The sequence below is a fragment of the Micromonospora sp. NPDC127501 genome, assembly GCF_040302185.1.
Classification (GTDB): domain Bacteria; phylum Actinomycetota; class Actinomycetes; order Mycobacteriales; family Micromonosporaceae; genus Micromonospora.
The window spans coordinates 1-22,742 of the sequence record NZ_JBEORJ010000009.1 but is presented as its reverse complement, the minus strand read 5'-3'; the positions used below and the strand labels follow the sequence as shown (position 1 = coordinate 22,742).

The following is a 22,742-nucleotide window of genomic DNA, read 5'->3' as shown; positions in this document are numbered from 1 at the left end:
GCCGGAGCCGGTCGGCGAACCGCCGAGGTCACATTCGTCCAATCCGGAGCCACGCGGCCGGCCGCAGAATCGGGTCATGCGAACCATCTATCCGGTCTTCCGCTATCCCGATCCCCGCGCTGCGATCGACTGGCTCGGTGCCGCCTTCGGTTTCCGGGTGCATGCCGTGCACGAGGCGCCGGACGGTACGGTCGCGCACGCCGAGCTGGTCCTCGACACCGGCATGATCATGCTGGGTGCTCGGGCCGACGCCCCGCCCCGGCCGGCCGAGGACGACTGGTCGGTCTACGTGGCCGTGTCGGACGTCGACGCCCACTGCGCCCGGGCCCGCGCGGCCGGCGCCGAGATCATCCGCGAGCCGTTCGACACCGACTACGGCTCCCGTGACTACGCCGCCCGCGATCTGGTCGGCAACGTCTGGTCCTTCGGCACCTACCGACCCTGAGCCGGCCACGCCGACCGGGACGGGCGGCCCGCCGGGACCAGCCTCAGTGGATTGAAACCGCTTTGACCTGCGGAAACGGTCTGTTCGGGCTGGCCCGGCCGGCCGGCGGCGTCGAATGCCCTGATTGCGGTGCGCGAGCGAGCTATTGCACTGGGTGATCGTCCTGCGTAGTCTCCCTCGGTGGGGAGGCCGGGATGCCGCTGCCAACAAGTCCTGTCATTCGACGTGCACGTCTCGGCGCAGAATTGCGCCAACTTCGTCGGCGCGAGTCGCTGACCCTGGAGCAGGTCTGCGACCGGCTGGGCTGGGCCTCGACGTCGAAGCTGTCCCGCATCGAGCTGGGTCAGAGTCGTCCGGACCTCGCCGACGTGCTCGATCTGCTGGATGTCTACAAGGTGCCCACGCCCGCCCGGGAGGCGCTGATCGTCATCGCCCGGGACGCGGCGACCAGTCGAGGCTGGTGGAAGACGCTGGGCGAGATGAGCGAACGGCAGCGCACCTACGCCGAGTTGGAGGCGGGGGCCGCCGACATCGTCGAGTACCAGCCGTCGGTGGTGCCGGGGCTGCTCCAGACGCCCGCGTACGCCCGGGTGTTGGTCACCGCCGGCGCCCAGCTCACGCCGGAGGTCGATGTGGAGGCCGAGGTGCGCGCGAGGGCACTGCGGCAGGAGGTGCTGCGGCGGGCCTACCCGCCGCGCTACACGGCGGTGCTCGCCGAGGCGGTCTGCGACCCGGGTGACCTGCCGGTGGCGGTCTGGCGTGAACAGCTGCGTCATCTGGTCGCGGTGACCGGCCTGTCCCACGTCACGGTGCGGCTGTTGCCACGCGGAGCGGCCGGTGGCGGGCTGCACCCGCTCACACCGTATTCCTGCTACGCCTTTCCCGACCCGGCGGACCCGCGCACGGTCATGCTCGAGGCGTTGACCACCGACGTCCGGTTGGCCACGCTGCTCGACGTCGACCGCTACGAGCGGATGACCTCGGCGCTGCTGGCCGCGGCGCTGTCACCGGAGGAGACGGTCACCGTGCTGGCCCGCCGCGTCGGCGAGTAACGGTCGACCGGTGCCGACGGCGACGCGCCGCGCGGCCACCGGGCCCGGCGCCCCCGAGCCCGTCGGGACCGGCGGCCGGCGCGTGCGCCCGGCACGATAACCGCGGGGTACGACAGCTCGGCTCAGGCCGGTACGTCGAGGAAGTGTTCGACCACTGGCGGTCCCGCGAAGTGCGGCCCGATCAGCGCCCGCCACTTGTCGAACCGTTCGGTGGCCCGGAAGTTCTTCTCGTGCGCCTCGACCGAGTCCCATTCGACGAGCAGCACGAAGCGGGTCGGTGACTCGATTCCTCGGGTCATCCGCACGGACCGGCAGCCGGTCGCTCCGGCGAGCACCGGGTGACCCTCGGCGTACGCGGCGGCGAAGGCGTCCTCGTGTCCGGGTAGTACGTCGATCAGCGCGACCTCAAGCACCATGTCGGACAGCCTCCCACGGTGGTCGGGGCAGTGGGTGTCGCGGGTCTGTGTCGGACCACTGCCTGGACTCCGCCTCGGCTCGGCCGAGGGCGTTGACACAGACCCTAGGGTGGCCTCGTGATCATCGATTGGCTCACCGGCACCGCTTTTCGGGTGGCCGGTACGGGCACCACCTGGGCGGAGCTGCTGGGGTTCGTGACCGGTGTGCTCAACGTGTGGTTGGTGGCCCGGCAGAAGGTCGCCAACTGGCCGATCGGCATCGCCAACGTGCTGCTGCTCATGGTGCTGTTCTGGACCGCCGGGCTGTATGCCGACGCGGGGCTCCAGGTCGTCTACGTCGCGCTCGGCTGCTACGGCTGGTGGCACTGGCTGTTCGGTGGCGAGCGGCGCACCCGGCTCACGGTCAGCCGGACGGAGCGGCGGGAGTGGCTGGCGCTGGCAGTCGTCGGGCTGCTGCTGACCGGCGCGCTCTGGGTGCTGCTGGACCGGGCCACCGACTCGACAGTGCCGCTGCCGGACGCGCTGACCACGGCGCTGTCCCTGCTGGCCACGTACGGGCAGACCCGCAAGCGGGTGGAGAGCTGGTGGCTCTGGATCGCCGCCGACCTGATCTACATCCCGTTGTACGCGTACAAGGGGCTGCACCTGACGGCCGTCCTCTATTTGGTCTTCCTCGCCCTGTGCGTACTCGGGTTGCGGGCCTGGCGTGCCGACCTGCGTCGGGCCGACCGGCCGAGTGCGGTACCGCCCGGCCCGGCCCCGGTCACCGCGTGAACGCCCAGACGTCCGGCCGGGCGCCGGCGCCACGCCGGCCGGCCGGCGTGGCGGAGTTCGGGCACGGGATGGTGGTGGGCAAGTTCTATCCACCGCACGCCGGGCACCACGCGCTGATCCGGGCCGCAGCCGCTCGCTGCGCCGAGGTGACCGTCGTCGTGGCGCCCTCACGTCGGGAGTCCATTCCGCTCCCGCTGCGCCTGGACTGGCTGCGCGAGGTGCACGCGGACACGCCGTGGGTCCGTTTCGTCGGCCGGTACGACGACCACCCGGTGGACTACGCCGATCCGGCCGTCTGGGACGCGCACTGCGCGGTGTTCCGCGAGGCGGTCGGGTCGGGGTCGGTGGACGCGGTCTTCTCCTCCGAGGCGTACGGCGCCGAGTTGGCGCGCCGCTTCCACGCCGTACCCGTGTCGGTGGATCCGGACCGGCGGACCGTGCCGGTGTCCGGGACGGCCGTGCGCGCGGACCCGGCGGGTCACTGGCGGTGGCTGAGCCCACCGGTGCGGTCGTGGTTCGTCCGGCGGGTGGTGGTGGTCGGGGCCGAGTCGACCGGGACCACGACGATGGCGGCGGCGCTCGCTGGGCACTACGGCACGTCCTGGGTGCCGGAGTACGGCCGGGAGTTGACCGCTCGCAAGCTGGCCCGGCTGCGGGAACGAACGCCGGAGGCGACCGTCTTCGACGTCGCCTGGGACCGGGACGACTTCCGTGCGGTGGTCCGCGAGCAGCAGGCGGCCGAGGACGCGGCGGCCCGGACGAGCGGGCCGCTGCTGGTCTGCGACACCGACGCGCGGGCGACGGCGGTGTGGGAGGAGCGCTACCTGGGCAGCGCGTCGGAGGAGGTACGGGCGGCGGCGCGTCGGCCGGCGCTGTACCTGCTGACGGATCACCGGGGGGTGCCGTTCACCGATGACGGTCTGCGCGACGGTGAGCACCTGCGGGCCTGGATGACCGGGCGCTTCCGGGCCGAGCTGGCCGGATGCGGGGTGCCGGTGGTGGAGCTGGCCGGATCGCACGCCGACCGGTTGGCCCGAGCGGTGCGGGCCTGCGACGACCTGCTCGCCGCCGGCTGGTCGCTCGCCGACCCGATCGCCGCACCCGACGTGCACTAGCCTCCTAGGAAGCCCTAGCCGGTGTGACACGTCGAGCGGGTGTCCGGCACCACCGGGTGCCCGGGGTGTGATCACGGGGCGTGGTGGGCAACAATGGTCACCGAGGAGGGGAGTATTCCCCCGCAACGGAGTCGTCAGCACGGTCGATCGCCGGAACCACGGCGGCCCGACCCGGCGCCGTAGGTCGCCGCCCCGCACCGGGGCGACGGCGGAAGAGACCTCCGACAGTCACCAGAGTGAGCGACAGCGGCACGCCGGCTCCCGCAGGGGCGTACGGTGTGCCCGACGCCGCGTGTCTGCCGGAGGAATGAACGTTGGACGTGTCCGGATTGGTGTGGGCGGGGACGCTTGTCGCACTGACTGCGGTCCTGCTCGTCGACCTGTTGATCATCGGTCGGCGCCCGCACGAGCCGAGCGTGCGGGAGTCGAGCCTCTGGGTCGGCTTCTACGTCGGTCTCGCCCTGCTCTTCGGTGCGGGTGTCTGGCTGACCTCCGGGGCCAGCGCGGCCGGCCAGTTCTACACGGGCTGGCTCACCGAGTACAGCCTCTCGGTCGACAACCTCTTCGTCTTCGTGATCATCATGGCTCGCTTCGGGGTGCCCCGGCAGTACCAGCAGAAGGTGCTGCTCGTGGGCATCGTGCTGGCGCTGGTGATGCGCGGCGGGTTCATCGCTGCGGGTGCGGCGCTGATCACGCAGTTCTCCTGGGTCTTCTACATCTTCGGCGCGTTCCTGATCTACACGGCGGTGAACCTGGCTCGGCAGGGTGAGCCGGACGAGGACGAGTTCTCCGAGAACGTGCTGATCCGGTGGAGCCGCAAGGCGCTGCCGATCTCGAAGGAGTACGACGGCGCGAGGCTCACCACCCACGTGGCCGGCAAGCGGCTGTTCACCCCGATGCTGATCGTGATGATCGCGATCGGCACCACCGACCTGATCTTCGCGCTGGACTCGATCCCGGCGATCTTCGGCATCACCCAGGAGCCGTACCTGGTCTTCACCGCGAACGTCTTCGCGCTGATGGGCCTCCGGCAGCTCTACTTCCTGCTCGGCGGCCTACTGGACCGGCTGATCTACCTGAGCTACGGCCTGGCCGTCGTGCTCGGCTTCATCGGGGTCAAGCTGGTGCTGGAGGCACTGGCCGACAACAACCTGCCGTTCATCAACGGTGGCGAGCACGTCGGCTGGGCGCCGCACATCCCGATCTGGTTGTCGCTGCTGGTCATCATCGGCACCCTGGGCGTCGCCACCGCCGCCAGCCTGATCAAGTCCTCCCGGGACCGGCGTCGCGAGTTGGCCGACGCCCGACACTGACCGGTCACCGGCCGGGTGCGGACACGCGCCCGGCCGGTGGAGGGCGTGTTTCGGAAGTGCTGGCCGGCCGGCGGCGGGCCCAGCCGCCGCCCCGCGACAACGCCCTAGACCCGGTGCGCGCCCACCAGCGTGGCGGTCCGGTCGGCCGGCAGTTCCTCTTCGATGACCCGCCGCCGCCGGTAGCAGGCGTGCAGCATCCGGCGCTGGCTGCCGTCGCCGGGGGCGGCGGTGACGATGCCGATGTGGTGGATCTTGCGGCCGGGTCGGGCGAAGAAGTAGAGATCGCCGGGGCGTTCCGCGCCCAGTGACAGCGGAGTGGTGGCCACGGCCTGATCGTCGGCGTCGCGGGGCAGCAGCACCCCGAACCGCCGCCAGGCCAGATGCACCAGCCCCGAGCAGTCGATGCCGTGCGCGGAGAGACCGCCCCAGATGTAGACCACGTCCAGCAGCCGCTGCGCCACCGCGAGCGCCTGCTCGGCGGTAGGCGACGCGGCCGACGCCGGGACCAGGTGCCCGTCCGGCAGCCAGAGCGGGGTGGCCCGGCCGGGGACGTGCACCGGCCGCCAGTCGTCGAACGCGGGGCCGGCCGGGACGAGCCGGGTGCCGACGACGACGCCGGGCAGCACCACCGGCCCGTTCGGGGCGGCGTGCAGCCCGGTGACAGTGGCGTCCACCACCAGCGGATGGTCGATGCTGGTGTGGGCCGGGTCGAGAGCGGCCAACTGCTCGGCGGGGAGCCAGCCCGGGTAGCCGCGGGGGTCCAGCTTGGCGGCTGGTTGTTCGACGGCGACGACCCGGGCCCAGCCGTCCGGGCGTAACTCGCTGACGAGGACCCGTTCGCCGAGCAGGAGCTGGCTCAGCACGCAGTCGCCGACCTGCTGGTCGGTGTCCATGCCCGAGACCCAGGTCGGGATGTCGGCGCCGGCGGTCAGCGCCGGACGGTCGACCGGGCGGACTGCCTCGGGGGAGGTCCACAGCGTCGCCACCGCGACCCGGACGACGGCCTCGCGGCCCGGTTGCAGCTCCACGTCAACCCCCAGATCGTGTCGGCTGTCCAGGGGAACCCTATGAAAGAAACCGACGGTCATCAACCACGAGTCTGCACTTTTGCTTCAGCGAGGCCGGAGATGCCCAGGCCAGGGGCATCCGGCAGCACCACTGTCGCCCCGTCGTAACGGATGCCACCCTGCACCGGTGACCAGGCCAGCCACCAGGCGGCGTCCAGGTCGGCGACAGCTGTGGTGCCGTACGCGGCGACCAGGCTCGCCGCCGCCCCGATGCCGACCTGACTCTCCATCATCGAGCCGACCACCGTGCCGAGCCCGTGGGCGGTGGCCAGGTCGAGGAGGGTGCGCGCCGGATGCAGCCCACCGCACTTGGCCAGCTTGACGTTGACCAGGTCGGCGGCCCGGCGGCGGATCACCTCCACCAGGTCACGGACCCCGAAGACCGCCTCGTCGGCCAGGATCGGCACGGACACCCGGTCGCTGACCCAGGCCAGCCCGTCCAGGTCCCAGCGGGCCACCGGCTGCTCGACCAGCTCCACGTCGAGCCCGGCGTCCTCGATGCCGCGGATCACCCGGACCGCCTCCCGGGGCGTCCAGCCCTGGTTGGCGTCCAGGCGGATCCGGGTGCCGGGGCCGACGGCTGCCCGTACCGCGCGCACCCGGTCCAGGTCACCGACCGCGTCGGTGCCGACCTTCAACTTGAGTACGCCGAAGCCGTCGGCCTGCCGCTGCCGTGCCGCGGCCGCCAGGTCCACCGCGTCGCCCGCCGCCAGGGTGACGTCCGTCGGGACCCGCAGCGTGGTGCCCCCGAGCAACCGCACCAGGGGTACGCCCAGCCGCCGCGCGGCGAGGTCGTGCAGGGCGACGTCCACCGCCGCCTTCGCGGCCTCGTTGCCGACCACGGCGCGCTGCACCTCGGCGCAACGGGTCACCAGGTCGTCCGGGTCGCGGCCGATCAGCTGCGGGCCGAGCAACTCGCGGACGCACGCCTGCGCGCCGGCGACCGACGCGCCGGTGACCTGCCAGACCTGGGGCGCCTCACCGAAACCGGACCGGCCGTCGCTGTCGACGAGTTCGACGACCAGGGTGTCCACTGTGGTGGTACGGCGCAGCGCGGTCACGAATGGGGTGTGTAAGGGGGCGGAAACCCGGTGGGTGCGTACCGCCGAGATCGTCATGTGAGGCACCCTATACGGAGGTTCACCGCGGGAGGGGAGACCGGATGGCCGGGCAGGGCTGGGAGCTGGTGGGTGCACCGAACGCGCGTGACCTGGGCGGGCTCGTCGGCGCGGACGGGCGGCGGGTCCGGGTCGGCCAGTTGATCCGCACTCCGGCGCTGGGTCGGCTGACCGACGAGGACCTACCGGTGCTGGCGAAGCTGGGGCCGGCGTGCGTGGTGGATCTGCGCGACGCCTCGGAGATCGCGGTCGCGCCGGAGGACCGGTTCGCCGGTGAGCCGCGGGTGGTGCGCCTGCCGGTGCACGACGCGGAGCACCCGGTCTTCACGTACGTCTCGGCGGTGCTGCTCGGTCACGACCTGAACGCGTACGCGGAGCTGGCCCGGCAGGGCACGGCGGGGGCGATGGCGGCGATCTACCGCTGGTTCGTCACCGGTGAGTCGGCGCGGGTCGGTTTCGCCGAGGCGGTGCGGCTGGCGTCCCGGCCGGAGAATCTGCCGCTGCTCTACCACTGCTCCGCCGGCAAGGACCGCACCGGTTGGTTGACCGTCATCCTGCTGACGGCGCTCGGAGTGGACGAGGCGGCCATTCGCGCCGACTACCTGCGCAACAACGAGCTGACCGACAGCCTGCGGGCGGTGATCGTCGAGGCGATGCGTCGGCGGAATCCCGAGTTGGACGTGGACGCGGTGTTGCCGGTGCTGGAGGTCCGCGCCGAGTATCTCGACGCCGGTTACGCCGAGGTGGGTCGGGTGCACGGCTCGTTCGACGCGTACCTGCGCGACGGGCTGGGGCTCACCGACTCCGACCTCAGGGCGTTGCGGGCGCAGTTGCTGGAGTGACCGGTGCGTCGGTGGGTGTGCCGGTGCGGGCGGCGCGGCCGGTGACGATCAGTGCCTGACCGGCGGCGTAGGTCGCCATGACCAGCACCGGCGCGCCAGGTGGCTGGGCCACCTCGGCCACCCCGGCGGCGATCAGCAGGTCGGAGCCGAGGAAGAGCGCGGCGCCCAGACCGACCCGCCAGCCCTGGGTGGCGGCGGTGCTCGCCATGGCGGCCAGCGCGATCGCGTAGCCGGCCACCGGTACGGCCAGCCCGACATCGGTCAGCCCTGCCCACATCCAGGTCAGTGCGACGACGGTCAGCACCGCGTACCCGAGGGGGACGGCGACCAGCGGCGTGCGGCGCAGCGCCGTCGCGGCGCCGTGTCGGGTGAAGGCCGCGAGGTAGCAGAGGTGCGTGCCGAGGAAGCAGGCCATGCCGGCGAGGAACCAGCCGGTGCCGTCGCCGAGCAGTAACACGTCGCCGCCGGTGGAGAAGGCCAGCCCAACGAGCACCAGCCGGTCCGGGCGGGCGCCGCCCTCGGCGGCGGCCCGCCAGAGGTACCCGGCCAGCAGCGGCATCAGCAGCGGCTTGGTGAGCACCTCGGCCACGCGGCCATCGGTGGCGTTGGCCAGCAGGTTCGCTGCCGTCACGACGAGGAAGGCGATCAGCACGGTGCGACTACGGGGCATCTGCGGCTCCGGGGGTGGGGGTGCGAGCAGCGTAGCCGTAGTCGGCGGCGCTCGCCGCGCCGTCGAGGCGGTGCGGTCAGAGCTGGTGGCGGGCGGCCCAGACCTGCGCTGAGATGTGCGCAAGCAGCAGGCAGGCGTCGTCCTCGACCTGGTCGTCGTCCCCGGCCAGGTCGGTGGTGGTGCAAACGGCGATCAGGTACGGCGGGGCGTCGTCGGGCAGCACCACGCCGGCGCCGTGGCGCACGCCGCGTACCCAACCGTTCTTGTGCGCGATGCGGGTGCCCGCGGGCAGGCCGGCGGCGAGGTCCTCGCGGTGTTCCTGGGCGAGCAGGACGTCCAGCATGGTCGTGCAGGCGGCCGGTGAGGCGAGTGGGCCGGGAGTGTCGGCCCCGGTGGCCAGAGCGCCGAGCAGGGCGGCCAGGTCGGCGGCGGTGACCGTGTTGGTGATGCCGGCCTCGCGGGCGGCGAAGTCCTCGATGCCGCGGCCGGTGACGCTGTTGCGGGCACCGGCGAGCGCCCAGACCTCGGCGACCGCGGGCAGTCCGACGTGTCCGAGGACGAGGTTGGTGGCGAGGTTGCTGGAGCGCACGATCATCCGGTCGGCCAGCCAGCGCAGCGACGCGGTGCCGCCGATGCGGTCCCAGACCGCGTCGTCGTTGTCGTAGGGCTGGGCGTTGGCGAAGCGGGGTGCGCCGGGCTGGGCGGAGTCGAAGTCGTTGACGACCGGGACCGGGGCGTCCAGGTCCAGGGTGCCGGCCTCGGCGGCGCGGTGCAGCGCCGCGAGCACCGCCACCTTCATGGTGCTCGCGGCGTAGTGGCCGGCGTCCGCGTGGCGGGTCCAGGTCGGTGGCGCGTCGAGCCGCCCCACGTACGCGGAGACGGTGCCGGGCACCCGGTCCAGGTGGGCGTCGAGATCATCCCAGGTCATGCCGGTGACCGTAGCGGATCAAGCGTGGGTGGGCTCGCGTACCCGTCGGGGGGAAAACGACGGGCGCGTCGGCCGCAAGCGGCCGACGCGCCCGTCATCGGGTGCTGGTGGGTCAGCCGGCGTGCTTGCGGCGGGCGGCGGCGCGGCCCCGCAGCTGCTGGTCGAGCACCACCTTGCGGATGCGCACCGCGGTCGGGGTGACCTCGACGCACTCGTCCTCGCGGCAGAACTCCAGGGCCTGCTCCAGCGAGAGCTTGCGCGGCGGGATCAGCTTCTCCGTCTCGTCGGAGGTCGACGCCCGCATGTTGGTGAGCTTCTTCTCCTTGGTGATGTTGACGTCCATGTCGTCGGAGCGGGAGTTCTCCCCGACGATCATGCCCTCGTACACCTCGGTGGTGGGGTCGACGAAGAGCTGGCCGCGCTCCTGAAGGTTGATCATCGCGAAGGCGGTGACCGCGCCGGCCCGGTCGGCGACCAGCGAACCGTTGTTGCGGGTGCGCAGCTCGCCGAACCACGGCTCGTACGACTCGAAGACGTGGTGCAGGATGCCGGTGCCCCGGGTGTCGGTGAGGAACTCGGTGCGGAAGCCGATCAGGCCACGCGCCGGCACCAGCCACTCCATCCGGATCCAGCCGGTGCCGTGGTTGACCAGCTGCTCCATCCGGCCCTTGCGGGTGGCGAGGAGCTGGGTGATCGCGCCCAGGTACTCCTCCGGGGCGTCGATGGTCAGCCGCTCGACCGGCTCGCAGGTCTTGCCGTCGATCTCCTTGGTGACCACCTGCGGCTTGCCGACGGTCAGCTCGTAGCTCTCCCGGCGCATCTGCTCGACCAGGATGGCCAGTGCCAACTCGCCGCGGCCCTGCACCTCCCAGGCGTCCGGCCGCTCGGTGGGCAGGACCCGCAGGGACACGTTGCCGATCAGCTCCTTGTCGAGCCGGTCCTTGACCATCCGCGCGGTGACCTTGGAGCCCTTCACCCGGCCGACCAGCGGCGAGGTGTTGGTGCCGATGGTCATCGAGATGGCCGGCTCGTCGACCGTGATCAGCGGCAGCGCGACCGGGTTCTCGACGTCCGCGAGGGTCTCACCGATCATGATCTCCGGGATGCCGGCGACGGCGATGATGTCGCCCGGGCCGGCGGTCTCGGCCGGCTTACGCTCCAGGCCCTCGGTCATCAGCATCTCGGAGATGCGGACCCGCTGGGTGCTGCCGTCGGTGCGGCACCAGGCCACCGTCTGACCCTTGCTGATGGTGCCCTGACGGACCCGGCACAGCGCCAGCCGGCCGAGGAACGGCGAGGCGTCCAGGTTGGTGACGTGCGCCTGCAACGGCGCGCCGTCCTCGAAGGCGGGTGCCGGGATGGTGTCCAGCAGGGTGCGGAACAACGGCTCCAGGGAGGTGCTGTCGTCGGGCACCGAGCCGTCGGCCGGCTGGGTCAGCGAGGCGATGCCGTCGCGGGCGCAGGCGTAGACGATCGGGAAGTCGATCTGCTCCTCGTCGGCGTCCAGGTCGAGGAAGAGCTCGTAGGTGTCGTCCACGACCTCCTTGATCCGGGCGTCCGGCCGGTCCACCTTGTTGATCACCAGGATGATCGGCATCCGGGCCCGCAGCGCCTTACGCAGCACGAAGCGGGTCTGCGGCAGGGGGCCCTCGCTGGCGTCGACGAGCAGCACCACACCGTCGACCATGGTCAGGCCCCGCTCCACCTCGCCACCGAAGTCGGCGTGGCCGGGGGTGTCGATGATGTTGATGGTGACCGGGTCGGAGCCGTCCGCCGGCAGGTAACGCACACCGGTGTTCTTGGCCAGGATCGTGATGCCCTTTTCCCGCTCCAGGTCCCCGGAGTCCATCACCCGCTCGGTGTTCTCGCCGCGTGCGCCGTACGCGCCGGCCTGCCGCAACATGGCGTCGACCAGGGTGGTCTTGCCGTGGTCGACGTGAGCGATGATGGCGACGTTGCGGAGGTCGGTGCGAAGCTGCATACCCTCTATCCTTCCGCCTGCGCTCGCGCAGGCTGCGTCGGGGTCACCCCCAGGTGCCCCTGATCTATGGTGAAACCGCTGTGCCGGTGGTTCCCCCGGCTGGCATGCTGGCACCCGTGTCCCGGGGGCCTGAGTGCACGACCTGCTGACCTGGGTGCAGGGTCTGCCCACCCTGTGGATCTACCTGGTCGCCGCGCTGATCGTGGCGGGCGAGACCGCGGTGATCTTCGGCCTGCTCGTGCCGGGTGAGGCTACCCTGCTGCTCGTCGGCTTCCTCACCTACAACGGTACCTTGCGGCTCGGGCCGGCGTTGCTCGCGATGATCGTCGCGGCGGTCCTCGGCGATGGGCTGGCCTTTCGGGCCGGACGGCGGTACGGCTCCCGGCTGCGCGCCGGGCTGGGTCACCGGGTCGGGCCGCAGCGGTGGGCAAGGGCCGACGCCATGCTCGCACGTCTCGGTGGGCGGGGGGTGTTCGCCGCCCGATGGGTGGCTTTCGCCCGGACCCTGGTGCCCCGGCTGGCCGGTGCGGCCGGTATGCCGTACCGGCGGTTCGCCCTCTGGAACCTGGCCGGAGTGGTGACCTGGGTGGGCGGCTCGGTGCTGCTCGGTCACCTCGCGGGTGAGTCGTACGACACGGTCTCCCGGCTCCTCGGCCGTGCCACCGGGGTGGCGTTCCTGCTGCTGGCCGGCCTGGTGGGTGTGGTGCTCGTGGGCCGGTGGCTGGGCCGTAACCCCGACCCGGTGCGCGCGCTGCTGTCCCGGGCCGGCGCTCTGCCCCCGGTGCGGTGGCTCACCGCCCGCTACGGGGTGCTGTTCTTCCTGGTGGCCATGCGGATCGGCCCGGCCTGGACGCTGCTGCTCAATTTGGCCGCCGGGCTGCTGCTGCTGTTCGCCGCCGGGCTCGCCATCGCCGGTCTGCTCGCGGTGGCGGTCCGCAACAGTGGGATGGCCGCGCTGGACGGCGCCATCGCGGGGTGGTTCGCCGCCCGGCGTACCCCGGACGCCGCCGACGCCACACTGGTCGTGGTGTCGGTGGTACGCGGGTCGGTGCTGATCCTGCTGGTGGCGCTGGTGGCGGCGGTACTGGCGTGGCGCAACCGACCGTGGCGGGCGGACCTGCTCAGCGTGGTCGGCACGGTGGGCGCGTTCGTGCCGCTGGTGGTGCTGGCGGTGGTGGCCGAACTGACCGGCCCGAACGGGACCGCCCCGGGCGGCGGTGAGGCGGCTCCGCTCTCGACCCAGAACGCCGTGGTCGCGGCGAGTTTCTGCACCCTGGCGTGGCTGGTGTCGCGCAGTGCCCGCTGGCCGGTGGCGGTGGCCGCCTGGACCGCCGCGGCGGCGGGGGTGCTCGGGATCGGCGGCGCGCGGCTCTACCTCGGACTGGACACGGCGAGCGGGACGGCCGCGGCGGTGCTGCTCGGGGTGCTCTGGACTGTGGTGTTCATGGTCGCCTGGGCGACCCGGGACCGGGCGGTGGGCAACGGTCAGCCCCCGGTGGACCAGGCTCCCCGGCGGCCGTCGCAGGGGCCCCGCCGCCCGGTCGAACCTTGTTAGGGGTGCGGCGACACGTGCGCAACGTGCGGGCCCTGATGAGCGAGTGTGTCTGCCTGGCGTACCGACCTCGTCGGGGCCGGAGCGGGTTCGCCACGGCCCCGACGTGTCGGTCAGTCGTGCGCGGCGACCGGCTCGGGCGAGCGCGGGGTGGCCTGCACCGGGTCGCGCGTGATGCGGCCGGGCCACCAGAAGCGGTCGCCGAGCAGGAACGCCAGCGCCGGCACCAGGACCGTACGGACCAGCAGGGTGTCGAGCAGGACACCGATGCAGACGATGATCCCGATCTGGGTCAGGGTGATCAGCGGCAGCACACCGAGTACGGCGAAGACCGCGGCGAGCAGCACTCCGGCGCTGGTGATCACGCCGCCGGTGACCCGCAGGGCGGAGAGCATCCCGGCGCGGGTGCCGGCGCCGCGGGCGTCCTCCCGGGCTCGGGTGACCAGGAAGATGTTGTAGTCCACGCCGAGCGCCACCAGGAACACGAAGGCGAGCAGCAGCACACCGCTGTCCAGGGCCGGGAAGCCCAGCACGTGGTCGAAGAGCAGCCAGGCCGCGCCGAGGCTGGCGAAGTACGACGCGATCACGGTGAGCACCAACAGCAGCGGCGCGACCAGACCGCGTAGCAGCAGCACGAGCACGGCGCCGACCAGCAGCAGGATGATCGGCAGGATGAGCCGCAGATCCCGGTCGTTGGCCTCGTCGGAGTCGTACGTGGCGGCCACGGAGCCACCGACGATCGCCCCCGACGGGGCGTCGGCGCCAGCGACGGCCGGCGGCGCGGAGTCGGGGACGGCGGCGACCGCCGCCCGCAGCGCCTCGATCGCGCGGTCCGAGGCGGTGGTGCCGGGTTCGGCGTCGAGGACGACGTCGACCTGGGCGACGGCCGCGCCGGCGTCGCCGGGGCGCACCGAGGCGACACCGGGTACCGCAGTGGCGGCGTCGGTGACCGCCCGCACCGCCGTCGGAGTGGTGATCACGGCGACGGGCTGGGTGCTGCCGGCGGGGAAGGCCCTGGCCAGGGTCTGTGCCCCGGTCACCGCCTCGGGCTCGGCCCGGAACTGTTCGGTCTCGGACAGGCCGGTACGGATGCCGAGCCCACCCAGTGCCAGGCCGCCGAGCAGCAGGGTGGCCAGCGTCGCGACAACCACCGGGCGGCGTTGCACGGCGGCGCCGAGTCGACCCCAGAGCCGACCCTCGCGCACCGGGCCGCCGACCCGGGGTACGAACGGCCAGAACAGGCCGCGACCGAAGAGCACCAGCACGGCGGGGAGCACGAACAGGGCCGAGAGCATGGCGAAGACCACACCGGTGGCGCACGCCACGGCCAGCGCCCGGTTGGTCTCCTGCTCACTGAGCAGCAGGGTGAGGACGCCGAGCACGACAGTGCCGCCGCTGGCGAGGATGGGCTCCGCGGTGCGGCGCAGCGCGGCCCGCATCGCCGCGAACCGGTCCTCCTCGCGGCGCAGCTCCTCCCGGTAGCGGGCGATGAGCAGCAGCGCGTAGTCGGTGGCGGCGCCGAAGACCAGCACGCTGGCGATGCCGGTGACCTGACCCTGTTGGAGGTTGATGCCGACGCCCGGCACGATGACGTCCACCGCGCGCAGGGTGAGCTGCTCGGTGGCGGCAACCACGACCAGCGGCACGATCCACAGGAACGGGCTGCGGTAGGTGATCAGCAGGAGCAGTGCGACCACGGCGGCGGTCACCACGAGCAGCGTGACGTCGGCGCCGTCGAACACCGAGGAGAGGTCGGCGGTGAACGCCGGGGCGCCGGTCACCTCGGCGGTCAGCCCGTCGGGCAGGTCCGCGAGGGTGGCGCGTAGTTGGGTCACCGCGTCGGTGACGACCTCCTGCCCGCCGGCGGTGTCCAGCGGCACGGCGACCAGGGCCACCGCGCCGTCCGGGGAGACCTGGGCGGGGCTGACCTGCCCACCCACCGCGAAGCGGCGCAGGTCGTCGGCGCGAGCGCCGACGGTCGCCCGGTCGGTCTCGCTCAGCGCGCCGCCGTCACCACGACTGATCACCACGATGGCCGGCTGCACGTCGCGCGACGGCAGCTGATCCTGGAGACGTTGCACCTGGGTCGACTGCCACTGCACGGACAGGCCGGTGGCGGAGACCGGCGCCGGGTTGTCCGGCTGGGGTGTCCCGAAGACGGCCGCGCCCACGACGATCGCGGCGGCCACGGTGAGCCAGGCGGCCAGCCGGCCACGAGCGACTCTGGTGAACACAGACATCAGTGACCTCAAGGTCCTTCGAAAGTCGAGTATCTTGATGACCGAGATTATCCGGGGCTGTTCTATGCTGCAACCCGGGGGACCGACGACGGGAAGAGCGGCGCGAGGTGGCGACTCACGGCATGTACCGACGGCGCGACACGCGCCGCGAGCAGCTGGTCGCGGAGATCACCAACAACCTCCGGCGGTACGCGGCGGACGCCCAGCAGGTCGGCCACGCCTTCGCCAACCTGCACGGTCTCAACCCGACCGACCTGCAGGCGCTGATCGCGGTGATGGACGCCGAGCTGCTCGGTGACCCGATCACCCCCGGCCGTCTCGGCGAGCAGCTGAACCTCTCCTCCGGCTCGGTCACGGCCCTGATCGACCGGCTGGAACGGGCCGGGCACATCCGCCGCGACCGGGACACCGTCGACCGGCGCAAGGTGCTGCTGCACTACGCCGACCAGGGCGCTGCCCTGGCCGTGGCGTTCTTCCGGCCGCTGGGCGCCCGTACCGACACGGTGATGGCCCGCTTCAGCGAGGACGAGCTGGAGGTGGTGCACCGGTTCATGGCGGAGATGAGCGAGTCGCTGCGGGGGCACCGCGACGCGGTGCGCGCCGCCCGGCCGGAGTCACCCCGCCGCCCGACGGGCTGACCGGTGCCGGACCTCGTCACCCGCCTCGCCAGCGCCGCGCTGCGTCTGCCACCGACCCGCCCCGGCCCGGTGCGGGTCCGCCGTGACCTCCCGGTGCGGGCCCGCGACGGTGTGGTGCTGCGCACCGACCACTACGCCCCGGCCGTGCGCGGCGCGCCGACCGTGCTGATCCGCACCCCCTACGGGCGGGGTGGACCGCTGCGGTTGCTCGGCCGGCTGCTCGCCGCCCGGGGTCGACACGCGGTGATCCAGTCGTGCCGGGGCACCGGCGGCTCCGGTGGAACGTTCGCCCCGCTGGTGCACGAGCGCGACGACGGCGCGGACACGCTGGACTGGCTGCGTCGCCAGCCCTGGTGGTCCGGGCAACTCGGCATGTTCGGGGTCAGCTACCAGGGCTTCGCCCAGTGGGCCCTGGCCGCCGACGCCGGCGAGGAGCTGTGCGCGATGGTGGCCGTGGTGACCGCCTCGGCCACCCGCGACTCGACGTACGCGGGGGAGTCCTTCGCCCTGGACACCGTGCTGACCTGGGCGGAGCTGCTGCACGCGCAGACCGTGCCGTGGCTGGCCCGGCAGTGGGAACTCAAGCGCGGGCAGCCCCGGCTGGCCGCCGCGCTGGAGCACCTCCCCCTGACCGACGCCGACCGGGTGGCCACCGGCGTGACCATCCCGTTCTTCCAGGAGTGGTTGCGCCACCACACCCCGCAGGCCGCGTACTGGCGGAGCCGGGTCTTCGCCGACCAGGTCGCGAAGGTGCGGGCCCCGGTGGTCATGGTCACCGGTTGGCACGACATCTTCCTGCCCGCCCAGCTCGACGACCACGCCGTTCTGCGCGCCACCGGCACACCGTCGCGCCTGGTGATCGGCCCGTGGACGCACGGCAGCCCCGGACTGTTCGTGGCCTCGCTGCGCGAGGGGTTGGCCTGGCTCGACGAGCATCTGCCGGCCGCGCCGCGATCGCCCGTCCCGGCGGGACCAGCCCGGCCGCCCGTGCGCATCCACGTCAGCGGCGCCGGTGGCGGCTGGCGGGACCTGCCGGACTGGCCACCCCCGGCGGTCGAGACCGCCTGGCACCTGCAACCCGGTGGCGAGCTGGCGGCACGCCCACCTGTCGCGTCGACGCCGGACGCACTCCGCTACGACCCCGCCGACCCCACCCCGTCGCTGGGCGGGCCACTGCTCGTCGCCCAACGGGCCGGCCCGGTCGACAACCGGCGTGTCGAGGCCCGCCCCGACGTGCTGACCTACACCAGCGCCCCACTGACCGCGCCAGTCGAGGTGATCGGCCCGGTCCGCGCCGAGATCCACGTCCGCAGCGATCTGCCGTACCTGGACGTCTTCGTTCGTCTGTGCGACGTGGACCGTCGGGGTCGCTCATGGAACGTGTGCGACGGTCTGGTGCGGGTCACGCCCGAGCGCTTCCCGGCCGATCCTTCCGGGGCGCTGCGGATTCCGGTGCCGCTCTGGCCGACCGCGTACCGCTTCGCCGCCGGGCACCGACTGCGGGTGCAGGTCTCCGGCGGCGCCCATCCACGATGGGCCCGCAACCCCGGCACCGGGGAGCCGCTCGGCACAGCGGTGACGCTGCGTGCCGGTTGGCGGCAGGTTCTGCACGACCCGGCGCACCCCTCGGCGCTGCTGCTGCCGATCGTCCACTCTGCCCCGCCGCAACCTCCAATCTGAACAGACCTGCTCTGAGCTGGGCGTTTGTCTGATAAGGGGGCTATGGTTGAGTCAACGCCCGGCGCCGTGCACCAGTAGGCCGGGCTCGCCCCAAGCCCAGCACCGCGTACGCGGTGTGACGTCGTGCCCGGTCCCCACCTCTCCGAAAGGGGGACCCCATGACCCGGGCCCCGGCTAATCTTCTGGCCGTCCGAAGCCTGCTTCTCACTCACCTGGACAACGCCCCTGGGCCAGACGACCTGGACCCGGGCGAGGTCGGCATCGTCGGCGACTCGGCCCACCGGGGTGGCTACCACTGCGGATCGGACCGGGTCGTCACCAACGACTACTCGGTGGTCGAGTCGCCCCGCGACCGGGCCGGGCTGACCCTCGACGCGGCGGCGCTGGACGTCGGCCAGTTCAATGTCAGCTCCGGTGGTCGTACGAACACATTGCCCAGCTTCTCGGTCTGGTGCGTCGCGCAGTGCGCCGCGAACGCGGCCGACACCCGGGACATCCGGGAAATCATCTACAGCCCCGACGGCAGCACGGTGAAGCGGTGGGACCGCCTCGGCAAGCGCACCAGCGGCGACAGCTCCCACCGCTGGCACACCCACTTCAGCTTCTTTCGCGACGCCATCAAGGCGGGCCGCGACCAGCGGCCCTTGTTCCGCCGCTACCTCAGCTCCATCGGACTCCTGGAGGACGACGACATGACCCCCGAAGAGCACAACTGGCTGGCAACCGTCCACAAGAACCTCACCGTGCTGGACGGCCGCAACCCGGTCGGGCAGATCTACACCCGGATGGCGTTGGGTGAGGATGCCACCGTCCCGAACTTCGTCTCGGCGCACCCGACGCTGAAGTCGCTCGCTGCCCAGGTGAGCGCGTTGCAGACGGCGCTGACCGCGCTGTCCAACCGGGACTTCACCGACGAGCCGGCGATCGTCCAGGGCGTCCTGGCTTCGCTGACGCCGGAGAAGATCGCCGCAGCCATTCCGCCCACCATGGCCAAGCAGGTCGCCGACGAACTGGCCCGCCGGCTGGTCGCCTGAGCGAGGGGCGGCCCGAGGCCGCCGGGCCGCCTCTCTTGGCACTTCCGCAACGACTCTTGAGCAATAAGCATTGCGCAAGAGCTGTTGCAGATGTCATCCTGTCCGCATGGACAGCTCTGACGTACGCCAGATCACCGACTCCCGGGTGCTGGCCGCCATGTCCCACCCGCTGCGCCGCCGGCTGATGGACGTGTTCAAGGTCCACGGGCCCTCCACCGTCGGGCTGCTCGCCGAGCGCACCGACCAGGCCCCCGCGAACGTCAGCCACCACCTCAAGGTCCTCGCCGCCGCCGACCTGGTCACCGAGGCACCCGAGTTGGCCCGGGACCGGCGCGAGCGGTGGTGGCGCCTGGTCACCCGGGGGCTGCGGTGGTCCAACACCGACTTCGACGCCGACCCGGCCGCCCGGGCGGTCGCCGACGCCGCCACCTCGCTCAACCTCGACCGGCACGTCGCCCTGGCCCGCGCCTGGCACGCCGCCGACGAGGCCGAGCAGGCCACCTGGAACGACGCTGCGTTCTCCACCGACCACTGGCTGCGCCTTACGCCCGAGGAACTGGCCGAGCTGAGCCGCGAGATGATCGGCATCCTCACGCGCTGGGCCAACCGGGACCTGCCCGACGACGACGCCGACCGCAGACCGGTCTTCGTGTTCGTCCACGGCGTACCGGCCCGACCGTGACCACCGCCACCCGCTGTGACGCCACCGAGGTCCGGCCGACCGGAGGGCTGCTGCGGCACCGCGACTTCCGGCTGCTCTGGGCCGGCCAGGCGGTCAGTAGCGTCGGCAGCAACGTCACCAAGGTCGCGCTGCCCCTGGTCGCGGTCGCCGTCCTCGACGCCGGCACCTTCCAGGTGGCGGTGCTCACCGCCGCGGCCTGGCTGCCCTGGCTGCTGATCGGCCTGCCGGCCGGCGCGTGGGTCGACCGGCTGCCCCGCCGACCGGTGATGGTGATCTGCGACCTGCTCTGCGCGGTGGCTTTCCTCAGCGTGCCGCTGGCCGCACTACTGGACCGGCTCACCGTCGCGCACCTGCTGGTGGTCGCATTGAGCGCGGGCGCCGCGCGGGTCTTCTTCGAAACCGCCGACCAGGTCTACCTGCCGGTGCTGCTGCGACCCGGGCAACTGCCGGAGGGCAACGCCAAGCTTCAGGCGACCCAGACTGTGAGCTACGTCGTCGGACCCGGCCTCGCCGGTCTGATCGCCCAGCTCACCGGCGCCGTCGCCGCGCTGCTGCTGGACGCGCTCACATTCCTGCTCTCCGCGGTGTTTCTCCTGCGTATCCGCACCCGCGAACCACGCGTACGCCGCGTGGAGCGGTCTCGATCGCTGCGCCGGGACATCACCGAGGGGCTGCGTTTCGTCGCCCGAGACCCGTACCTGCGGGTGCTCACGCTCTTCGGCGCGGCCAGCAACATTGGGCTGACCGGCTACCAGGCCGTCCTGGTGGTCTTCCTGGTGCGTGAACTGCGTCTCGAGCCGGGCCTGGTGGGTGGGCTCGTCGGGGTGATGAGCGCTGGCGGGATCATCGGCGCGCTGCTCGCCACCACGGTGGCCCGGCGCTGCGGAACCGCACGGGTGCTGCTTATCGCGGCGGCGCTCACCGGCCCGCCCGCGCTGCTCATCCCGCTCGCCGCACCCGGCGTCGGGCTGGCCTGGCCAGCCCTCGGCGGCCTGCTGATCGGTCTGGGGGTGGCCATCGGCAACGTGGTCAAGGGTGCCTTCCGGCAGACCTACACGCCGCACCACCTGCTGGGCCGCGTGACGGTGAGCATGCATCTGCTCAACTACGGCACGATCCCGCTGGCGGCCGTGCTGGCCGGTGCCATCGGCGCGCGTTACGGCGTCCAGACGGCAATTGTCGTGATGACCGCCTGGCTGGCGCTCACCCCGTTGATTCTGTTGGTAGGGCCAATCCGGAGGCGGCGGGACCTGCCCGCCGCCCCGGCGGCGTCTTGAGTGCGCTGCGACGGCGGCCGGAGACCGGCCGCCGTCACCGGCACGGAGCTACATCGGGCGGACGTTGTCCGCCTGCGGACCCTTCTGCCCCTGGGTCACCTCGAACTCGACCTTCTGGCCCTCGTTGAGCTCCCGGTAGCCGCTCGAAGCGATGGCGGAGTAGTGGACGAACACGTCCGGCCCTCCACCGTCCTGCTCGATGAAGCCGAAGCCCTTTTCCGAGTTGAACCACTTAACCGTGCCGGTTGCCATGCATCTCTCCCTGTTCAAAGCGGCTGACCCTCGGCCTCTGGCCGATGATCGCCCGTACCTGTTCGACAGTAACGGGCAAAACCCCGATCCGCTGGCCGAAGTGCCGTAGGTATTTGACGGAACTCGGGTGAACTCTGCGCGGCGGCATGCGAAACCCGCCCCGACCAACTGCCGCTGGGGCATGCTTGCGCCGATGAGAGATGCCGCAGCCGACGCGCTGACCGAGCTGGAACGCGAGATCCGCGCGCCCGGCGCCGGTCTGGACCGGCTCCGGTTGATGCCCACCCCGTTCGTCCCCGAGGTGCGGCTGCACCTGGCCGAGGACGCGATCGTCTGGTGGGCCCGGATGGAGGCCGCCGCCGGGCACGCGCTGCCGGCGCCGTACTGGGCGTCCGCCTGGGCCGGAGGACAGGCCCTCGCCCGCCACCTCCTGGACCACCCGGAGCTGGCAGCCGGCCGCCGGGTGCTCGACCTCGCCGCCGGGTCCGGGCTGGTGGCCATCGCCGCCGCGCTCGCCGGCGCCGCGGAGGTGATCGCCAACGACATCGACCCGTACGCCGTCGCCGCCGTCACCCTCAACGCGCGGGCCAACCACGTCGCCGTCGACGCGACCGGGGACGACCTGCTCGACAGCACCGAAGCGAAGGTCGACCTGGTCGTCGCCGGAGACGTCTTCTACGACCGCGCGATGGCCGACCGGATGCTGCCCTTCCTGCAGCGGGCTGCCGCCGCAGGTGCCGACGTGCTGGTCGGCGACCCCGGCCGCGGACACCTACCGACGGACCGCCTGACCGTGCTGGCCGACTACCCGGTGCCCACCACCGAACCGTCGGTCGACTCGTCGCTACGCCACGTGCAGGTGCTTCGCCCCGCCTGAGGCGGACGACCCCGACTCAGGGGCGACCCCGAGGCGGATACCAGGGGTCACTGGGGGCTACGACCCGATGTCCGAAGTGGCGCTACGGCCATAGCGTCGGCGTATGACGCAATGGCTGGCCCAGATCGGAGAACTACCGATTCTGCTGCTGATGGGTGCGCTCGGGCTCGTCATGCTCTTCGACGCCGTACCCCTGCTGGGTGTCCTGGTCCCCGGCGACGTCGCGATCCTCGCCGCCGTCGGCGTCGGCCGCCCGAGCACCGGGCTGGCCACCTTCACCGCGGTGCTGATCGGCTGCCTGGCCGGCTGGTCGCTGAGCTTCCTGGTCGGCCGTCGCTACTCCGACCGACTGCGCGACAGCCGCGTCGGCGGCTGGATCGGCGAGGCCCGCTGGACAGCGGCCGAAGGAATCCTGCGTCGCGGCGGCGGCCGGATGATGGTGGTCGCGCCGTTCCTGCCGGTCTTCAACGCGCTGCTGCCACTGGCCGCCGGCGGGCTGCGGATGTCGTACCGCCGATTTCTCGGCTGCGCGACGATCGGCGCGGCCGCCTGGGCCGGTCTCTACCTCGCCCTGGGCACCGCGTCACGGTCGGTTGCCGGGTTGCTGCCGGGCGACCCCAGCCCGCTGCTGGTCACGATGGGGGTCGGGCTGGTCCTGGCTTCCGTCGCGTTGCTGGGGGCGCGGCGGCGGTTGTTCTCCGTCGTCGGCTGAGTGTGTCTTTGTTCTGGGGGGGGGGGGGGGGCCCGACAAGGTCACGGCTGGATCGCCCCGGTTAAGGAGCAAGAGAG

Annotated in this window: 22 protein-coding genes; 14 read left to right on the top strand and 8 right to left on the bottom strand. The window is 72.2% G+C overall.

Features of this window, described 5'->3' with window-relative positions; translation table 11 throughout:
- The first annotated feature begins 76 nt into the window (after positions 1-76).
- Together ABTW72_RS20740 and ABTW72_RS20735 are read left to right on the top strand one after the other, a co-directional pair.
- Positions 77-445, top strand: coding sequence for a VOC family protein (locus ABTW72_RS20740; RefSeq protein ID WP_350861048.1), 369 nt, complete (start codon positions 77-79; stop codon positions 443-445).
- Between the two features lie 194 nt (positions 446-639).
- Positions 640-1,497 carry a helix-turn-helix domain-containing protein gene (locus ABTW72_RS20735; RefSeq protein WP_350861046.1) on the top strand — a complete coding sequence of 286 codons (858 nt, stop codon included), beginning with the start codon at positions 640-642 and terminating at the stop codon, positions 1,495-1,497.
- Positions 1,498-1,619: 122 nt separating this feature from the next.
- Here ABTW72_RS20735 and ABTW72_RS20730 read toward each other — a convergent pair whose 3' ends face one another.
- Positions 1,620-1,913 carry an antibiotic biosynthesis monooxygenase family protein gene (locus ABTW72_RS20730; RefSeq protein ID WP_210785904.1) on the bottom strand — a complete coding sequence of 98 codons (294 nt, stop codon included), beginning with the start codon at positions 1,911-1,913 and terminating at the stop codon, positions 1,620-1,622.
- Positions 1,914-2,030: 117 nt separating this feature from the next.
- On the opposite strand from ABTW72_RS20730, the gene pnuC reads away from it, so the two are divergent.
- The 3 genes from pnuC (at position 2,031) to ABTW72_RS20715 (ending at position 5,115) form a co-directional block, all read left to right on the top strand.
- Positions 2,031-2,687: a nicotinamide riboside transporter PnuC gene (gene pnuC / locus ABTW72_RS20725; RefSeq protein WP_350861044.1), complete on the top strand. Its 657-nt coding sequence runs from the start codon at positions 2,031-2,033 to the stop codon at positions 2,685-2,687.
- On the top strand, positions 2,684-3,802 hold the full coding sequence (locus ABTW72_RS20720; protein ID WP_350861042.1) for an AAA family ATPase: 1,119 nt from the start codon (positions 2,684-2,686) through the stop codon (positions 3,800-3,802). The genes pnuC and ABTW72_RS20720 overlap by 4 nt, the downstream gene beginning before the upstream one ends.
- Before the next feature lie 314 nt (positions 3,803-4,116).
- Positions 4,117-5,115 (top strand): TerC family protein, encoded by a 999-nt coding sequence (locus ABTW72_RS20715; RefSeq protein WP_350861040.1) that lies wholly within the window; start codon positions 4,117-4,119, stop codon positions 5,113-5,115.
- Positions 5,116-5,219: 104 nt separating this feature from the next.
- Here the strand turns inward: ABTW72_RS20715 and ABTW72_RS20710 are convergent, their stop codons facing one another.
- Positions 5,220-6,203, bottom strand: a complete 984-nt coding sequence (locus tag ABTW72_RS20710; RefSeq protein ID WP_350861038.1) for a C40 family peptidase — start codon at positions 6,201-6,203, stop codon at positions 5,220-5,222.
- Complete coding sequence (locus tag ABTW72_RS20705; RefSeq protein WP_350861036.1) at positions 6,203-7,300, bottom strand: mandelate racemase/muconate lactonizing enzyme family protein; 1,098 nt, start codon at positions 7,298-7,300, stop codon at positions 6,203-6,205. Before ABTW72_RS20705 ends, ABTW72_RS20710 begins: the two co-directional genes overlap by 1 nt.
- Positions 7,301-7,344: 44 nt before the next feature.
- Here ABTW72_RS20705 and ABTW72_RS20700 point away from each other — a divergent pair, with 44 nt between their 5' ends.
- Positions 7,345-8,142 (top strand): tyrosine-protein phosphatase, encoded by a 798-nt coding sequence (locus ABTW72_RS20700; RefSeq protein WP_350861034.1) that lies wholly within the window; start codon positions 7,345-7,347, stop codon positions 8,140-8,142.
- On the opposite strand, the gene ABTW72_RS20695 is transcribed toward ABTW72_RS20700, so the two are convergent.
- From ABTW72_RS20695 to typA, 3 genes are all read right to left on the bottom strand, one after another.
- Complete coding sequence (locus tag ABTW72_RS20695; RefSeq protein WP_350861032.1) at positions 8,111-8,812, bottom strand: lysoplasmalogenase; 702 nt, start codon at positions 8,810-8,812, stop codon at positions 8,111-8,113. The genes ABTW72_RS20700 and ABTW72_RS20695 overlap by 32 nt on opposite strands.
- Positions 8,813-8,888: 76 nt before the next feature.
- On the bottom strand, positions 8,889-9,740 hold the full coding sequence (locus tag ABTW72_RS20690; RefSeq protein WP_350861030.1) for a serine hydrolase: 852 nt from the start codon (positions 9,738-9,740) through the stop codon (positions 8,889-8,891).
- Positions 9,741-9,852: 112 nt separating this feature from the next.
- Positions 9,853-11,721, bottom strand: a complete 1,869-nt coding sequence (gene typA / locus ABTW72_RS20685) for a translational GTPase TypA (protein WP_350861028.1) — start codon at positions 11,719-11,721, stop codon at positions 9,853-9,855.
- A gap of 133 nt (positions 11,722-11,854) precedes the next feature.
- On the opposite strand from typA, the gene ABTW72_RS20680 reads away from it, so the two are divergent.
- Positions 11,855-13,276 (top strand): DedA family protein, encoded by a 1,422-nt coding sequence (locus tag ABTW72_RS20680; RefSeq protein WP_350861026.1) that lies wholly within the window; start codon positions 11,855-11,857, stop codon positions 13,274-13,276.
- Between the two features lie 110 nt (positions 13,277-13,386).
- On the opposite strand, the gene ABTW72_RS20675 is transcribed toward ABTW72_RS20680, so the two are convergent.
- Positions 13,387-15,513 carry an MMPL family transporter gene (locus tag ABTW72_RS20675; protein WP_350861024.1) on the bottom strand — a complete coding sequence of 709 codons (2,127 nt, stop codon included), beginning with the start codon at positions 15,511-15,513 and terminating at the stop codon, positions 13,387-13,389.
- Between the two features lie 122 nt (positions 15,514-15,635).
- Between ABTW72_RS20675 and ABTW72_RS20670 the strand changes: the two genes are divergently transcribed.
- From ABTW72_RS20670 to ABTW72_RS20650, 5 genes are all read left to right on the top strand, one after another.
- On the top strand, positions 15,636-16,151 hold the full coding sequence (locus ABTW72_RS20670) for a MarR family winged helix-turn-helix transcriptional regulator (protein ID WP_350861022.1): 516 nt from the start codon (positions 15,636-15,638) through the stop codon (positions 16,149-16,151).
- Between the two features lie 3 nt (positions 16,152-16,154).
- On the top strand, positions 16,155-17,831 hold the full coding sequence (locus ABTW72_RS20665) for a CocE/NonD family hydrolase (RefSeq protein ID WP_350861020.1): 1,677 nt from the start codon (positions 16,155-16,157) through the stop codon (positions 17,829-17,831).
- Positions 17,832-17,989: 158 nt separating this feature from the next.
- Complete coding sequence (locus tag ABTW72_RS20660) at positions 17,990-18,865, top strand: hypothetical protein (protein WP_350861018.1); 876 nt, start codon at positions 17,990-17,992, stop codon at positions 18,863-18,865.
- Positions 18,866-18,971: 106 nt separating this feature from the next.
- Complete coding sequence (locus ABTW72_RS20655; RefSeq protein WP_350861016.1) at positions 18,972-19,547, top strand: ArsR/SmtB family transcription factor; 576 nt, start codon at positions 18,972-18,974, stop codon at positions 19,545-19,547.
- On the top strand, positions 19,544-20,824 hold the full coding sequence (locus ABTW72_RS20650; protein WP_350861014.1) for an MFS transporter: 1,281 nt from the start codon (positions 19,544-19,546) through the stop codon (positions 20,822-20,824). Before ABTW72_RS20655 ends, ABTW72_RS20650 begins: the two co-directional genes overlap by 4 nt.
- Positions 20,825-20,872: 48 nt before the next feature.
- On the opposite strand, the gene ABTW72_RS20645 is transcribed toward ABTW72_RS20650, so the two are convergent.
- Positions 20,873-21,076: a cold-shock protein gene (locus tag ABTW72_RS20645; protein ID WP_007462771.1), complete on the bottom strand. Its 204-nt coding sequence runs from the start codon at positions 21,074-21,076 to the stop codon at positions 20,873-20,875.
- A 193-nt stretch (positions 21,077-21,269) separates the two neighbouring features.
- On the opposite strand from ABTW72_RS20645, the gene ABTW72_RS20640 reads away from it, so the two are divergent.
- Both ABTW72_RS20640 and ABTW72_RS20635 read left to right on the top strand, forming a co-directional pair.
- Positions 21,270-21,953, top strand: a complete 684-nt coding sequence (locus ABTW72_RS20640) for a class I SAM-dependent methyltransferase (RefSeq protein ID WP_350861012.1) — start codon at positions 21,270-21,272, stop codon at positions 21,951-21,953.
- 103 nt (positions 21,954-22,056) lie between these two features.
- Entirely contained in the window at positions 22,057-22,665 is a 609-nt protein-coding gene (locus ABTW72_RS20635) for a DedA family protein (protein WP_350861010.1), read from the top strand.
- Positions 22,666-22,742 lie beyond the last annotated feature (77 nt).